At 53.5% G+C, this 15227-nt stretch carries 12 protein-coding genes and 1 tRNA gene; 8 read left to right on the top strand and 5 right to left on the bottom strand.

Annotation, left to right across the window (positions count from 1 at the left end):
• Positions 1 to 2 precede the first annotated feature (2 nt).
• The 4 genes from LJ739_RS14860 (at position 3) to LJ739_RS14845 (ending at position 3392) form a co-directional block, all read left to right on the top strand.
• On the top strand, positions 3 to 1139 hold the full coding sequence (locus tag LJ739_RS14860) for a uroporphyrinogen-III C-methyltransferase (RefSeq protein WP_229161784.1): 1137 nt from the start codon (positions 3 to 5) through the stop codon (positions 1137 to 1139).
• Positions 1136 to 2317 (top strand): heme biosynthesis protein HemY, encoded by a 1182-nt coding sequence (locus LJ739_RS14855; protein WP_229161783.1) that lies wholly within the window; start codon positions 1136 to 1138, stop codon positions 2315 to 2317. Before LJ739_RS14860 ends, LJ739_RS14855 begins: the two co-directional genes overlap by 4 nt.
• Before the next feature lie 189 nt (positions 2318 to 2506).
• On the top strand, positions 2507 to 3091 hold the full coding sequence (locus LJ739_RS14850; protein WP_229161781.1) for a TetR/AcrR family transcriptional regulator: 585 nt from the start codon (positions 2507 to 2509) through the stop codon (positions 3089 to 3091).
• 224 nt (positions 3092 to 3315) lie between these two features.
• A tRNA-Arg gene (locus LJ739_RS14845) sits at positions 3316 to 3392 on the top strand.
• Between the two features lie 280 nt (positions 3393 to 3672).
• On the opposite strand, the gene LJ739_RS14840 is transcribed toward LJ739_RS14845, so the two are convergent.
• The 3 genes from LJ739_RS14840 to LJ739_RS14830 are packed head-to-tail and all read right to left on the bottom strand — an operon-like array spanning position 3673 to position 8079.
• Positions 3673 to 3975: a DUF3240 family protein gene (locus LJ739_RS14840; RefSeq protein ID WP_229161779.1), complete on the bottom strand. Its 303-nt coding sequence runs from the start codon at positions 3973 to 3975 to the stop codon at positions 3673 to 3675.
• A complete protein-coding gene (locus LJ739_RS14835) occupies positions 3968 to 7036 on the bottom strand; it encodes an efflux RND transporter permease subunit (protein WP_229161776.1) in 3069 nt (1022 codons plus the stop codon). The genes LJ739_RS14840 and LJ739_RS14835 overlap by 8 nt, the downstream gene beginning before the upstream one ends.
• 2 nt (positions 7037 to 7038) lie before the next feature.
• The gene (locus LJ739_RS14830; RefSeq protein WP_229161773.1) at positions 7039 to 8079 is read right to left on the bottom strand and encodes an efflux RND transporter periplasmic adaptor subunit; all 1041 of its coding nucleotides are present in this window, start codon (positions 8077 to 8079) and stop codon (positions 7039 to 7041) included.
• 101 nt (positions 8080 to 8180) lie between these two features.
• On the opposite strand from LJ739_RS14830, the gene LJ739_RS14825 reads away from it, so the two are divergent.
• The 3 genes from LJ739_RS14825 (at position 8181) to LJ739_RS14815 (ending at position 11982) form a co-directional block, all read left to right on the top strand.
• Positions 8181 to 8705 carry a helix-turn-helix transcriptional regulator gene (locus LJ739_RS14825; protein ID WP_229161770.1) on the top strand — a complete coding sequence of 175 codons (525 nt, stop codon included), beginning with the start codon at positions 8181 to 8183 and terminating at the stop codon, positions 8703 to 8705.
• A 138-nt stretch (positions 8706 to 8843) separates the two neighbouring features.
• Positions 8844 to 9242, top strand: a complete 399-nt coding sequence (locus tag LJ739_RS14820) for a c-type cytochrome (protein ID WP_229161767.1) — start codon at positions 8844 to 8846, stop codon at positions 9240 to 9242.
• A gap of 121 nt (positions 9243 to 9363) precedes the next feature.
• Positions 9364 to 11982 carry a sensor domain-containing phosphodiesterase gene (locus LJ739_RS14815; RefSeq protein ID WP_229161765.1) on the top strand — a complete coding sequence of 873 codons (2619 nt, stop codon included), beginning with the start codon at positions 9364 to 9366 and terminating at the stop codon, positions 11980 to 11982.
• Here the strand turns inward: LJ739_RS14815 and rep are convergent.
• Positions 11968 to 13986: a DNA helicase Rep gene (gene rep, locus LJ739_RS14810; RefSeq protein ID WP_229161763.1), complete on the bottom strand. Its 2019-nt coding sequence runs from the start codon at positions 13984 to 13986 to the stop codon at positions 11968 to 11970. The genes LJ739_RS14815 and rep overlap by 15 nt on opposite strands.
• Positions 13987 to 14090: 104 nt before the next feature.
• Here rep and ubiK point away from each other — a divergent pair, with 104 nt between their 5' ends.
• Positions 14091 to 14345 carry a ubiquinone biosynthesis accessory factor UbiK gene (gene ubiK / locus LJ739_RS14805; RefSeq protein ID WP_229161760.1) on the top strand — a complete coding sequence of 85 codons (255 nt, stop codon included), beginning with the start codon at positions 14091 to 14093 and terminating at the stop codon, positions 14343 to 14345.
• Between the two features lie 19 nt (positions 14346 to 14364).
• Here the strand turns inward: ubiK and ubiA are convergent, their stop codons facing one another.
• A complete protein-coding gene (gene ubiA, locus LJ739_RS14800) occupies positions 14365 to 15225 on the bottom strand; it encodes a 4-hydroxybenzoate octaprenyltransferase (RefSeq protein ID WP_229161757.1) in 861 nt (286 codons plus the stop codon).
• Positions 15226 to 15227: the final 2 nt, after the last annotated feature.

The raw sequence follows: 15227 nt of genomic DNA, 5'->3' as shown, positions 1-15227 counted from the left end.
ACATGGTTGACGAAACCACCAAACCCGCCATCGATGCGCCCGTAGACGTTGTCAACGAGCCGTTATCAGAACCAGCGCAAGCCGACATTCCTCCTTCAGGACAGCGCAGCCGCGCATTGCTGTGGCTGGTTGTTGTTGTGTCGTTGCTGATCGCCCTTGGCACCGCAGGCGGAGGTTGGTGGCTGTGGCAACAAACCCAGTTGCAACAACAACATCAGCAACAAGCCTGGCAGGCATTGCAAAGCGCGGTTGAAGCAGCACGAACCGAAGAATCCCGTCAACTGGCCGATGCACTGGCCACCCAGGCATCGCTGCGCGGACAATTGAATGATTTACACACCCAGATTCAAGCCATTGAGGCACAGGCAAAATCCAATCAGCAAAGCCTGGCTGAAGTGTCCGGTCGTCGCCCTTCAGACTGGTTGCTGGCGGAAGCGGACTATCTGGTGCGCATGGCGGGACGTAAGATGTGGTTGGAGCACGATATCAGCACCGCCATCTTGATGCTGCAATCGGCCGATGCACGCCTTGCCGACCTGGCGGATCCCAGCCTGTTGCCCATTCGTCAGCGCCTCGCAGATGACATACAGACCCTGAAAAATATCAATCCGGTGTCTTTAACGTCAGTGGCCCTGGCATTGAGCGCACTGCAACCGCAGGTTGCGCATCTTGAGATCGCGATGCCGGAAATTCCGGAAATTGCCAGTATGGACAGCACTGCCAGCGACGATGTCTCTGACTGGCAGGCCAACCTGGGCAAGTTGTGGTCCTTTTTCAAAAACGAGTTGGTCAACTATCAACCGCGCACTTTACCCATGCGCCCACTGCTGAACCAACAGCAGCAGTGGCTGGTACAGGAACAACTGACCCTGGCACTGGCGCAGGCAAAATCTGCCGCGTTGGCAGAGCAAAGCACCTTGTATCAACAAGCGTTGCAACGGGCCCTGGCGGTGTTGGTGGAGCATTACGATATCCAGTCGACGCAGGTCAGCCAGTTTATGAGCGCTGTACAACAGTTGGCTGAAACGGATATCGAACGCACCTATCCTGAGCAACTGAGCGCTGCCCAGCCGCTTAAGGATGTGCTGAGTCACCGCTTGCAGCAAGCTTATAACAACGCCGAGGTCGCGCCTTTATGAGAAAAGTGACTTATCTGCTGGCGTTTTTGGGGCTGATCATTGCCGGACTACTGCTCGGTCCTCTGGCGGTTAACTATGACGGCTATGTATTGATTGTCATGGAGCACGGCACGGTGCAACTGCGCATCTTTGGCGTGCTGCTGTTGTTGCTGATTGTGGGACTGGCAACCTGGCTATTGCTATTGGTCGCGCGGGTCGGGTTCAGAACGTTTGGCGGCTCAAAAGACTGGTTATTCAACTGGAGCGCGCGTAAGCGCCGCCGCGCCTTCAGAGACGGCCTGCTGGCTCTGGCGGCTGGCAACTATGAAGCAAGCCGCAAGTCGCTGGAAAAGTTAGAGGACGGCGATGAATTTGATGGGATCAACCTGATCGCCCAAGGCGAGGTGTGTATGCGCACCGGCGAACCGGAAAAGGCCATTACCCTGTGGCAAATGGCCACCGAGATCCCCGCCGCACGCTTAGCAGCAACGCTGAACCTGGTCAGGGAGCGTCTGGATCATCGTGACGCTGATGCCGCATTAACCCTATTGGGCACGCTGGCAGATAAAGAGGCCGCCCAACCCCCGACAGTCAATCTGCATGCCGAAGCGTTGGCCATGGCTGGCCAATGGCAGACGTTGCAGGCCAACCTACCCAAATGGAAAAAAGCGTTGGGTGACAATCACGGCAAGTGGCAGCAGCGAGCCTCGGAGTCTATTTATGCCGAAATTGCCAGTAAGAAAGGCGCGAGGGAATTGCAGGAAACCTGGCAGCGTTTACCCCGCTCCACCCGGCGGGACCACAGCCAACGCCTGGCGTTTGCCAAACAGCTAATGGAACAGGGCAAACACGCCGACGCGGAAAAGACCCTACTGGAGCATGCCCCTGAGCGTCCTACAGCAGCCCTATTAGAGGTGATGCGAGCCTTCCGCCACCCTAACCCGACCCTGGCAATGAAAACACTGGAAGGTTGGATAAAATCCGACGACACCAACAGCACCCTGTTCAGTGTGTTGGGCCAATTGGCGCTGCAAACCGGCGACATCAATCTGGCGGACAAGGCCATCAGCCGGGCAGTAAAACTGTCAGATTCACCCAAGGATTGGTTCCTGCTCGGTCAAATCAAAGAGGCAAAACACGACATTACCGGCGCAGCCCAATGCTTCAAAAGCGTCAGCCAACGCACGCTGAAACACTAGCGTGCCGTTGGCAACCTATCTTTTTGTAGCAATCACTACATTTTTGCTACTGAATACGTTCCTGTTACTCATATTTTTGCAACCATCGAGTCATCTGACTTCCAACAGCCTTAAAAGGCTTGATAATTAGGCTTTTGTAGTGTTCACTACTTTAATATTTCCCGCAACGAATCAAGCCGAATTATTGGAATGAACACTACAATAAGTAACCAAAAACGGGGTAGACCACGACGATTGGACGTACAGCGGGGCTTGTCTATCGCCCGAACCTTGTTCCACCAATTTGGCTACAACGGCGTGTCAGTGGCGCAGTTGTGTGAGGCAGTGAATGCGACACCCAGTAGTCTGTATGCCACCTTCGGTAGCAAGTCATCATTGTTCACTCAAGCACTGCAACACTACCATGATGAGTTCTGCCTCAACCTCGACATTGCCCTGGACGGCGCCGACAGCTTGCCGTTGATGTTCCGTCGTAGTCTGGAATTTTGTGCCGCGCAGTTTTTCAATCCACAGGAGCCACCAGGAAGCTTCTTACTCGATGCACACAATGCCTGTCACGAAGAGCCACTAAAAGAGATTATATTAAGCAAAAACAAGGAATTAGCAGATTTACTTGAGGGTCACTTTGCACAATTGGCACCCGATGCTGCCCATGAAATCACCCAGGCATTGATGTGTCTTATCCGCGGCATGTCCACAGCGGCGCGCTGTAATGAGCCGTTTGAGGATACATTGACCAATATCGAGTTTTACTGCCAGGCATTTGACGACTAAATAGTAAGCAATCACTGCAGTCTTGAGCCAATATATAAAAGGACTTATCTCGTAAAAACCGTCAACTTCAAACTTTAAGTTAGTTAGTATACACTTGCGATTAACCGCACACTTTTTGGTTAAAAATCTGCCTATTTACAATAGCGCGTCGGATTTTGTTGCATGTTAGCCAAAGAAATACTGGCATTCTCAGCCATTTTCATTAGAATCGGCGGCCATATTTAGCACCCGTAGCTCAGCTGGATAGAGCGTTGCCCTCCGGAGGCAAAGGTCATAGGTTCGAATCCTATCGGGTGCGCCAGATACAAGAAAACCAGCCTCGTGCTGGTTTTTTTGTGTCTGTTGTACACCGTGGATGAGAACCTTCTTCGACCAGATTGCCCGGGGCAATCTGGAACGCGCTTTAGCGCGGCCCGAAGGGTGAGCGCCGGTCGGCACAGCCGACACCAAGTGACTTAACATCACTTGGTGAGAAGTGAACGCGAACACAGGAAGTGTGAGCTGGGTGAAGTTCATCATGGACGTGTTTACACCTCCCTACACCACAAAGTGAACCTGCGGCGATGGCCCAAAGGGGCGAGTTACAACCTCCCCTGCTCCAACACAGGGAGCACCCAGTAACGCAGAGACTGGGCTTTCTGAATGCCCCGCAAGCGTTCCATCAGCGGGGGCAGCTCATCAATGTCGACCAGGATATCCACCTGGACCATATGCTGATGGCCCTGAACCTGCTCAATCAGGTCGTAATGCTGATGCTCCCTGCTGTGGCCCTCAACGTCCCGCAGGGTAAACCCGGACAGGGTTTGATCGGCCAATAAGACATCGACAATGTCATCTTTCATGTCCAGCGGTACGGTCAGTACCAGCAATGCAGGTTTATCCACGGCGCTTCTCCAGTAGTCGATAAAACACGGGCAGCAAATATAAGGTGGTCAATGTAGAGGTCACCAAACCGCCGATCACCACGATGGCCAGGGGTTGTTGGATCTCAGCCCCTGGCCCGGTAGCAAAGGCCAGCGGAAACAAACCAAACATCGCCGTAGTAGCGGTCATCAGAACCGGGCGCAGTCGCCGCACCGCGCCTTGCTCAACCCGCTCGGTCAGATCAGCGATGCGCAGTCGCAACTGCTCCAGGAAGCTGACCATCACCACACCGTTTAACACCGCAACACCCAATAGCGCGATAAAGCCCACCGATGCCGGCACCGACAGGTACGCACCACTGACATACAGGCTGGCAATACCTCCCACCAGCGCAAACGGAATGTTGGCCAGGATCAGCAACGATAGCCACACAGATCGGAAGGTGGTAAACAGAATGACAAAGATCAGTAGCAGCGCTACCGGCACCACCAACAAAAGATTGCCCATCGCCCGCTGCTGATTCTCAAACTCACCACCAAAGTCAATCCAGTAGCCGTTGGGCAGTGTGATCTGTTGCTGAATTTGCGATTGCAGTTCGTTCACGAACCCTACAACGTCTCGGCCGGTTACATTGCTGGTCACCACAGCGAAACGTCTGGATTGCTCACGTTCAATCAGTAGCGGCCCTTCCTGCAAGGCGATATCCGCCACATCAGATAATGGCAACACACGTTGGTTGGGCAGTAACACCGGCCAATGGCGAACATCTTCAATGGACCCCAACCGCAGCGGTTGATTTTGCACTGCGCTGGCAGACAGCCTGAGCGGAATAAACGTTTCGCCCTGACTGATTTGGCCAATTTCACGTCCTTCCAACTGCACAATCAGCTGGTCGGCCAGGCTGCGTACGCTGACCCCCAGTTGCGCTGCCACCGCAGGCTTGGGTTTGATGTTCAGGTATTGTCCGCCTTCAATCATGGCAGCCTGCACATCGGAGCTTCCCTGCACCTTGGTGACCAATCGTTGTATGTCGGACGTCAGCCCCGCCAGGGTTTCCACGTCGTCGCCAAACACTTTGATCGACACATCGCCACTGGTACCGGTCAGCATTTCCGACACCCGCATCTGGATCGGTTGGGTGAAATTCTGATTCAGGCCAGTGTAGCCCGCGAGCGCGGCGCGGATATCGTCGATCAGCTCGGCTTTGCTGCCCTGGCGCCATTCATCCCGGGGTTTCAACTGCAGGAACACATCGGTCTCATTCAGCCCCATCGGGTCAAGACCGAGCTCGTCTGAGCCGGTACGGGCAACCACCTGTAGCACTTCCGGCACCGTGGCCAACAGATGTTTTTCGGCCTGGGTATCGATTGCCACCGATGCATCAAGGTTGATGCCGGGGGATTTTTCAAATTGCACGATAATGTCGCCTTCGTCCATGGTCGGCATAAAGCTTTTACCGATCACGACGAACAGGTAGCCCCCTGCCACCAACGCTACCAGCGCCACGGCAATGGCCGGGCCCGGCGTCGCCAATACCCGACGCACCGATGTGAGAAACACCTGCTGCAACCACACCATGTACTTCGGCATCGGCGCTTCAGTGCCGGCCATCAGCCACGATGCAATCACCGGGGTCACCGTCAGCGATAAGATCAGGGCGCTGACCATGGCAAATACGATGGTCAGTGCCACGGGTGCGAACAGCTTGCCTTCCAGCCCGGACAAGGTAAATAGCGGTGAAAATACCACCACGACGATGATCGTTCCGGCCACCACCGGTGCAGTCACTTCTTTACTGGCGCGAAAAATCACATGCAGAAACGGTAACGGCGCTTTACGTTGTTGATGGGTGGCGACGTTTTCTACCACCACTACCGACGCATCCACCAGCATGCCAATCGCGATCACCAGCCCGCCGAGGCTCATCAGGTTGGCAGTCAGATCAAAGGTGTGCATCAGAATAAAGGTGCTTAACGCTGCCAATGGCAGGATCAAGGACACCGTCAGTGCGGCACGCACATTGCCGAGGAACAATGCCAGCAGCACTATCACCAACACAACGGCTTCAATCAGCGCTTCAGTAATGGTGCCGACCGCCGTGTCAATCAGCTCGGCACGGTCATAAAACACATTGATGGTGGTGCCTTCCGGTAACGAAGGTTGCAGGTCGGCCAGGCGGGTTTTGACGTCTGCCACCACTTGCGCGGTATTGCTGCCTTTGAGGGCAATCACCAGTCCCTGCACGGCCTCTTCACCGTTTTTGGTCACCGCGCCGTAGCGGGTCAGGCTGCCGATGCTCACGGTTGCCACCTCTGACAACCGTATTGAACGTCCGTCCGGCGTTGGCACCGCCAGCGCTTTGATATCGTCGAGGGTCTCAAACCGGCCCTGGGTTCGCACGATCAGGGTATCGACACCACGATTCATGCGCCCCAAACCAACGTTCTGGTGGGCGTCATTGATGGCGCTGACCAGATCGTCCTGGCTCAACCCCAGTTGCATCAACGTACTGACATCGGGCGTGATCTCAAATGTCTTAACATAGCCACCAAGACTGTTCAGTTCGGCGACACCGGGGACCGCACGCAATACAGGACGTATGGTCCAGTCCAGCAAATCCCTCCGTTGTTGCAAGGTCAACGACGGATTGTCCACGGTGAACATGAACATTTCACTCAGCGGCGTACTCATTGGCGCAACGCCGCCGGAAATAAAGCTGGGCAGTTGCGCCCATACATTGCTAAGGCGCTCATTCACCTGCTGCCGTGCCCAGTAAATGTCTGTGCCTTGTTCAAAATCCAGCGTGATCGAGGTGATCGCGTATTTGGTGGTCGAGCGCAGCATTTCCTGACGGGGAATGCCCAGCAGTTCAAGCTCGATGGGACGGGTGATCTGCGCTTCCACTTCGGTGGTGGTCATGCCGGGCGCTTTGATGACAATTTTAACCTGGGTCGGTGAGATATCCGGAAAGGCATCGATGGGTATCTCGTTCCAGGCCCTCCAACCAACAAACATCAGCACTGCCGCGGCGATCAGCACGAATACCCGCTGGGTTAACGCAAAGCGTAATAATGCGGCCATGTTTACTCGCCCCCCATACCCATCAGATAGCCTTGCACCACACTGAGTGATTGGTTGAGCACCTGTCGTCCGCCCAGCGGTGTTGTAGTTTCAATCAATACGCCCTGTGCATCGGTGGCCCGCACGTCGACCGGAATCAATTCAAGGGTTTGATTGTTTAACACCGCAATCCACTGCTGATCGTCAAGGGTCATCAACGCGCTGCCCGGAACCCGCCAACCCGAGAAAGACGCAATGGGTTCGACCCTGACTGTCTGACCGGGACGAAGACTGCAATCACTGGCCAAATCCACCCACAAGGTTCGCCAATACTGCTCATCTCGCTGCGCAGGCCGAATACCTGTTAATGGGTCAACACATTGCTTGTCTGGCAATGAAAACGCGGTAATCAACGGCACCTGTGATGCTGACACGGCCACTTCGAGCCGCAGTGCTTGGCCCGGTATGATCCGCAGCAAGGGTTGACCGGCCGTCGACATACTGGCCCCGGCAAGCCATTCAACATAACCACTGTGATCAGCCACCAACGCCACGCCGTTGTCGGTTTCAGACAACCATTCACGGGCATGCCGGGTATGTTCATAAGCCAGTTTGGCCTGTTCATAAGCTTGCGCGATTGCCAGCCATTCCGGCAATTTTATGACCTGATCCGCAATGTCTTTGCGGTTGCGCTCATAGTGGCGTTTAGTTAACAAGAATAATGATTCTGCCGATGCCGCCTCATCAAAAAAGTGGTGCACTTCGCGGCCATCCAGATAGGCCAGTGTCTGCCCTTTCTCGACCCACTGACCATCGAGTGTTTCAGGGCTGAATTGCTGTATGGCAAAGGGTAAGGTAACCTCAAAGGCATCGCCGGGACGATAAGTAATGTGGCCGACCGTGGCAGGCAGACGCTTTACCGCAACGGCTTCAGCCGGCACATACGTCAGGGTATAAGATGACAAGGCCGACAGCGGTACATCGGTTGGGGTCTGGCTGAACACATCGTGAGGGTGCAACAACAGCATTCCAACCAGTAGCGGGCCCAACAGGCGGTTTAACATGACAAAGTACTCAGTGAGGAAGTTTCCTCTACAATGCCGCCCAGGGCCCTGTTACACCATCGGGCAAATGTCCTATAAAGAGCTATCTAGTTGAATTATAAATGAAAAATAGAGACAAATTACTCACCGCCTTACTCATTGTTGTGACCTGCCTGAACTTCATTGACGTGCTGACCGACAGCCAGTTGGGTGTGCCACTGTGGCACATCGTAGAAGAAAGCATCATTGTTGCTGCAGCCGGTTTCGGCGCATTCTTCCTGATCCTGGAAAACCGTCGCAGACGGCAATACATCGGCCAGTTGAAACGCAGTCTGGCAGACAGTGACCAGCAAAATGCAAACCTCTCCGCCGAAATGCGCCAGGCCCGGCATGATTTTGCCCAGGTCATCCAACATCAATTCAGCGATTGGCAGTTAACCGCCAGTGAAAGTGAAGTGGCTATGCTTCTGCTTAAGGGCCTAAGTTTTAGGGAAATCAGTGCGGTCAGAGACAGTACCGAAAAAACCGTCCGTCAACATGCGAGTCGCATTTATGAAAAGGCAGGGATCGATGGACGCCATGCACTGGCCGCGTGGTTCCTTGAGGATCTGGTCAACGCAAATGCACCGGCGAGCAACGGCGAATAAGCACTGGAATCGCCTTTGCGTCACCACAGCAATACACCTGCTGAATGTAAGTAAATAGTTGTTCCATCATGATAAGTCGCTATAATCGACAGCAATTTATTATGTTAACCGCACTAAACGTGTTTCCTGGAGAGAATCGTGAAATTGAAAGCTTTCGTGTTCGCCCTGTTCGCCAGCCTGCTCGGTTTCAGCACCATTGCTCAAGACATGTCTGAAGACGCCATTAAAGAACGTATCAAGCCAGTTGGCTCTGTACACGTTGCTGGTGCCCAAGCTGAAAGCGCGGCAGCCGCAGGCCCTCGCTCCGGCGCCGACGTCTACAATGCCTCTTGTGTCGCTTGTCACGGTCCTGGCGTGATGGGAGCACCGAAATTGCATGATGCCGCTGACTGGTCTCCTCGCATGGACAAAGGCATGGAAACACTGCTTGACCATGCCATTAACGGCTTTAACGCGATGCCGCCTAAAGGTACCTGTGGCAACTGCTCTGACGACGAGATTAAAGCTGCTATCGAGTATATGGTTGAAGGCATTTAACCTTCGCCACCGCAAAAAAAGTTGCGCAAGAAAAGGCCACCCTTGGGGTGGCCTTTTTATTTTTAATGCGGTAGATTTGTTCGGTTAAAAATACAACGCCGTAATAGGTATCGAAGCGCCAATGACAGCAGACATTCAAGCTGGGAACCTGTCCGAAGAAGAACTTCGGGCACTCATTCCTCAGCTGCAACAGCTGACAGAAAAGTATAAGCGTTCTGAGCTTGTTCAGAAGGCGTTGTTCGATATTTCCGAACTGGCCGGCTCCGTCAGTGAATTGTCCCGACTCTATCCGGCCATCCACCGTACCATCGGCGAGTTCATGAACGCCGAAAACTTCTTTGTTGCGTTCTTTGATCAGGAAAAAGAAGTTGTCGACTTTGTCTACTTTGTGGATGAATTCGATGAACAGACCATTCGCTCCATCCCAGCCAAAGAACTGATGGGCGGTATTACCGGTTTCATTCTGCGTACCGGGCAACACCTGGTACTGACCCGCGAAAACCATCAGGAAGTCTTTGCCTCCAATAACATCAAAGCCTATGGCAAAATGCCGGTGGACTTGATCGGCGTACCGCTCAAGCGCGGCAACAACGTCATCGGTGCCATGGTGGTACAAAGCTACGACGAAGCGGTTCGCTATTCCCCGGACGATCTGGAAGTACTGCTGTTTGTCTCCCAACACATTGTGAATGCCGTTGATCGGGTAAAAAGTCGTGAGCTGACCGAGCAGACCATTCGCGAGCGCACCAAGCAGCTGCGTAACATCAACGAAGAGTTGCAGGAAGAAATCCACGAACGGCAAAAAATTGAATCGCTGCAACAGGCGTTATTTGAGATTTCTGAGCTGGCCGCCTCGCTGGACGGTGAAATGGCCAATTTCTATTCCAGCCTGCACGATATTCTTGGTCGCCTCCTCAGTGCCCCCAACTGCTACATCGCAATCCTGAACAAAGATAAAGACCACCTCGACTTTCCTTACTACAGTGATGAAATCACCCGGGATGTCGAGTCACGTCCGTTGGGCAGAGGCCTGACCGAATACGTATTGCGCACCGGCCGTGCCGAACTGATCAACTTTTCCCGGGTAGCGGCGTTGCGCGATGACGGCGAGCTGGATGAAGCCACTGCTGCCAACATGCTCAAGCGCAGCAACAGCTGGCTGGGCTCTCCACTGATTGTGGAAGGGGAAATCTCCGGCGTCATTGCGGTGCAAACCTACGGCGCTGACGAACAATACACCCTGAAAGATTTGGAACTGTTGCGGTTTGTCTCCCACCACATCGCGGTGGCCATGGAACGCAAGCGGGCCTCCGACAAACTGCAAATGTACAACCAGCAATTGGCTGACAAGGTCAAAGAGCGCACCGACGAATTGCACAACACCAATTTGCACCTTAAGAAGCAAATTGAAGAGCGTAAGCAAATCGAGCTCAAGTTGATCCACGATGCCCACCACGATGCACTGACGGGCTTGCCCAACCGGGTGATGTTCAACAGCCGCCTTGAACTGGCCATTGCCAGCAAGAAGCGCCACACCGACCAGCATTACGCAGTGTTGTTTATCGATCTGGATCGTTTCAAGCTGATCAACGACACCTTGGGTCACCACGCGGGTGACGAATTTCTGATTGAAGTGTCCAAGCGGATTGGCAAATGCATTCGCGGCCACGATCTGTTGGCCCGCCTTGGTGGGGATGAGTTTGTCATTCTGCTCGACAGTTTCGATGATTTTCATGACGTTGAGGAAGTGGCAACCCGCATCATTGGCAGCATCAGCACGCCGTTTATCCTCGACAGCAAAGAAATGTACTCCGGTGCCAGTATCGGCATCGCGTACATCGAGAGTGGCTATCAGTCTGCCGACGAATTGATCCGAGACGCCGATGCCGCCATGTACCAGGCCAAGGCGCTGGGGCGTGGCCGGTTTGTCATGTTCGACAAGAGCATGCGCCAGAAACTGCTGGAAGAACTGGAACTGGAAAACGAATTCCGTCGCACCCTGAAATCCGCCAAGTTTGAATGCTTTATTCAGCCGGCCATGGACATCCACACGGATAAATACCTTTACCATGAGTGCTTTATCCGCTGGGAGCATCCGTCTATCGGTAAAATCAAGCGTGAACAGTTCTGGCAGGTGGCCGAACAGAGCGGGCTGACCATTGAGATCGACAACTACATGCTGGAGCAGGCTTGCCGTATCCTGAAACACTGGCAGAAGAGCAATGGCCCGGAGCGTAACTACAATGTGGCCATCAACCTGTCGATCAATCACCTGATGCAGAACAAGCTGGTGAATCAGCTGATTGAATACATCGATAAAGCCCAGGTGGATCCGAAAAAACTGGTGTTTGAATTTGACGAGAATGATTTGAATCGCAAATCACAGTTCATGCTGCCGGCGATCCGCAAGTTGAAACGTGCCGGAGTGACTCTGGTACTGGACAATTTTGGCAGCGGCTTAGCGTCGCTCAGCTACCTGTATTCATACCCGTTTGATTTCGTGAAAGTTGATCACCGCTTCGTGAAATCGATCCCCCGTTCACAGCGCAACCTCAAACTGATCCAATCGGTAATGGTGATATCAGAACACCTGAATTTCACCCTGATCGCCGAAGGTATCGAGAATCAGGAACAGCTCGACGCCCTGCGCGAAGTTGGCTGTCAGTATGGCCAGGGTAAGTTCCTGGAACAGGCCTCGGTGGTCGATTTCCAGGCCCGTAATAAATCACTGACCGCCTGATAGCATCTGGCGCAAGTTGGCAATACTGGTTTCGCCTTTTTTCTGCCGCGCCTCAGCACTTTGTTTGGCCTTTTTCACTTCCCACACCACGTCGTCCTGAGGCAGCTCATATAAGAAGCGTGACGGCTCTGGCTGGATCACTTCACCATACTGGCGCCGTTCTTTGGCCAGGGTAAAGATCAGTTCACGCTGGGCGCGGGTGATCCCCACATAACCCAGACGCCGCTCTTCTTCGATGTTGTCTTCGTCGATGCTGCTTTGGTGAGGCAGTAACCCTTCTTCCATGCCGACCATAAACACATACGGAAACTCCAGGCCTTTTGAAGCATGCAAGGTCATCAGTTGCACCTGATCACTGTCGTCCTCGTCTTCACCGCGCTCCATCATGTCCCTCAGGATCAGGCGGTTGACCACTTCTGTCAGGGTCATCGGCGCATCCAGTGCAGAGCCTTCCAACATATCCCCGACCCAGCCAAACAAGGTGCTGACATTGGCCATGCCCATCTCGGCAGCCTTCGGACTGGTGCTGGTTTCATACAACCAGGCTTCGTAGTCCATCGATTTGATCATGTCACGGATTGCGGTGACCCCATCGCCGCGAACGGCCTGATCAGACAGGTTAACTATCCAGCGGCTGAATTGTTCCACCGCGTGTAATGATTTACCGGACAGCACGTCTTTGAGTCGGTCATGGCAGGCCGCAGCAAACATGCTCTCGCCCAGGGCATTGGCGAAATTACCCAACTTCTCCAGCGTCGCCCGACCAATCCCCCGGGATGGTGTATTGATGATCCTCAACAAGGCATTGTCATCATCCTGGTTCACCAATAAGCGCAGGTACGCCATGATGTCCTTGACCTCTGCCCTGCCGAAAAATGACATACCGCCACTGATTTTGTAAGGAATACGGTTAGTGGTCAGCACCTTCTCAAACAGGCGAGACTGGTGATTCCCGCGATACAAGATTGCATAGTCTTTAAACTGAGTATTGTTCATAAACTTGTGTGCAATCAGCTCGGCGACCACCCGTTCGGCCTCGTGCTCTTCATTTTTGGCAAAAATGATCCGTAACGGTTCGCCGTAGCCCAACTCGGAAAACAGGCGCTTCTCAAACACGTGGGGATTGTTCTGGATCAGAATGTTGGCGCAATGCAGTATACGGCCCGAACTGCGGTAGTTCTGCTCCAGCTTGATCAGCTTGAGACGAGGGAAATCTTCCTGCAGTAACACCAGATTCTGCGGCTTGGCTCCACGCCAGGAATAAATCGATTGATCGTCATCTCCCACCACCGTGAAACGGGCGCGCTCCCCCACCAGCAGCCTGACCAATTCGTATTGGCTGGTATTGGTATCCTGATACTCATCCACCAGCAGGTATTGGATCTTACGCTGCCATTTCGAGCGCACGTCGAGGTTTTCGCGAAACAACAAGGTCGGCATCAGGATCAAATCATCAAAATCCAGTGCGTTGTAGGCCCGCAGGTGGTCCTGATAGCGTTGGTAGTAACGGGCAAAATCCACTTCGCCGGGCGACAGCGCCACTTTTTGCAACGCCTCGGGCAAGATAAGATCGTTTTTCCAGTTGGAAATACAGGTTTGCAATAGCCCCAGTTGATCCTTATCGCCGTCCAGTTCATCGGCGGTCAGATCCTTCAACAGCGCCATGGTGTCTTTGTCATCAAACAAAGAGAAGCCTGGCTTCAGTCCCAAGGTGCGGGTTTCAGACTTGATGATGTTCAGGCCAAGGGTGTGGAACGTGGACACTTTCAGGCCCCGGGCTTCCTGCTTACCCAGCGTTTGGGCAACACGTTCTTTCATTTCCCGTGCCGCCTTGTTGGTAAAGGTTACCGCTGCAATGTGCCGAGCAGGCATCTTGCATTCCCGTACCAAATAAGCAATCTTGTTGGTGATCACGCGGGTCTTACCACTGCCGGCACCGGCCAGCACCAGACAAGGTCCTGACACGTAGGTTACCGCTTGTTGTTGTCCGGGGTTAAGCTTCATGATCATCTCTTCATTGGGGGCAGGGATTGTAAACCCTTGTCGAGAAAGTTTCTAATCATTGCGAGTCAGGTACAATAACAACAAATGCTAAAGGAAACCCTGTTATGTTGGATCCCAAGAAAATTGAAGAGATAGCCAAGCAAATATCCGATGCCGTCCCCCCGGGGGTGAAATCCATGGCTGAAAATGCCGAAAACAAAGTCAAACAAATCCTGCAGCAGCAGCTGTCGCGGTTGGACTTTGTCTCACGTGAAGAGTTCGACATTCAAAGTCAGGTGCTGATCAGAACCCGTGAAAAGCTCGAGGCCCTGGAAGCGCGGGTTGCGGCATTGGAAGCCCAAGCGGCCAAAAACGACTGACGTCTTGCGCTGGCCGCGCCTACAGCAGATAGTGACCGGCCAGCCCCAACACCACCGCCAAACCGCCATAATGGTTATTCAGGAAGGCCGCAAAACAAGCCTGCCGGTCTCGCTGGCGTATCAACCATTGCTGATAACAAAACGTCGCAGCCATTCCCGCCAGGCCGACATACACCGGCCATGACAGCGACAGATGCCAGAACGTGCCTGCCAGAATAAGCAACGTCAGTAGCTGCAGCAGGGCAATGATCACTTTGTCGTAGCGACCAAACAGGATAGCGGTAGATTTAACACCGATGCGCAGGTCGTCATCACGATCCACCATGGCGTACTCCGTGTCATAACCAACGGTCCACAAAAGGTTGGCCAGGTACACCCACCAGACCCACACCGGCAGATGATCCAGGGTTGCCATGGCAGCCATCGGGATCGACCAACTGAACGCCGCTCCCAACACCACTTGCGGCCAATGGGTGTAGCGTTTCATAAACGGATAACACCACGCCAGTAGCAAGCCCCCTACCGACAACAAAATCGTATTGAAATTGAGGGTTAGAACCAAAATAAAAGCGATTAAAATCAGAAATATAAATAAGAATATAGCTTCTTTTTCGGTCACTGAGCCGTCCACCAGCGGACGCCCTTGGGTACGTTTTACCGCACCATCAACATGGCGATCAGCATAATCGTTGATCACACATCCGGCGGAGCGCATGACAAACACACCAGCACTGAATACCAGCGCCAGGTGCCAGCCTGGCCAGCCCTGAGCCGCTAACAGCAACGCCCACCAGGTTGGCCATAGCAACAAGTAGGTACCTATCGGTTTGTCGGCGCGCATTAGTCGCCAGTAGCCGTGCAGAGACGTTTTATTCAGCATGT

The organism is Fluctibacter halophilus (assembly GCF_020687825.1).
Classification (GTDB): domain Bacteria; phylum Pseudomonadota; class Gammaproteobacteria; order Enterobacterales; family Alteromonadaceae; genus Fluctibacter; species Fluctibacter halophilus.
Note: the sequence above shows the minus strand (reverse complement) of the source record. Positions and strands in the feature narration are given on the sequence as shown.

What these genes read in the sequence shown, in the direction of transcription:
- LJ739_RS14825 (WP_229161770.1), top strand. Translation starts at nt 8,181, where the DNA reads ATGAAAAATAGAGACAAATTACTCACCGCCTTACTCATTGTTGTGACC.
- LJ739_RS14860 (WP_229161784.1), top strand. Translation starts at nt 3, where the DNA reads ATGGTTGACGAAACCACCAAACCCGCCATCGATGCGCCCGTAGACGTT.
- LJ739_RS14815 (WP_229161765.1), top strand. Translation starts at nt 9,364, where the DNA reads ATGACAGCAGACATTCAAGCTGGGAACCTGTCCGAAGAAGAACTTCGG.
- LJ739_RS14830 (WP_229161773.1), bottom strand. Translation starts at nt 8,079, where the DNA reads ATGTTAAACCGCCTGTTGGGCCCGCTACTGGTTGGAATGCTGTTGTTG.
- ubiK (WP_229161760.1), top strand. Translation starts at nt 14,091, where the DNA reads ATGTTGGATCCCAAGAAAATTGAAGAGATAGCCAAGCAAATATCCGAT.
- rep (WP_229161763.1), bottom strand. Translation starts at nt 13,986, where the DNA reads ATGAAGCTTAACCCCGGACAACAACAAGCGGTAACCTACGTGTCAGGA.
- LJ739_RS14850 (WP_229161781.1), top strand. Translation starts at nt 2,507, where the DNA reads ATGAACACTACAATAAGTAACCAAAAACGGGGTAGACCACGACGATTG.
- LJ739_RS14835 (WP_229161776.1), bottom strand. Translation starts at nt 7,036, where the DNA reads ATGGCCGCATTATTACGCTTTGCGTTAACCCAGCGGGTATTCGTGCTG.
- ubiA (WP_229161757.1), bottom strand. Translation starts at nt 15,225, where the DNA reads ATGCTGAATAAAACGTCTCTGCACGGCTACTGGCGACTAATGCGCGCC.
- LJ739_RS14855 (WP_229161783.1), top strand. Translation starts at nt 1,136, where the DNA reads ATGAGAAAAGTGACTTATCTGCTGGCGTTTTTGGGGCTGATCATTGCC.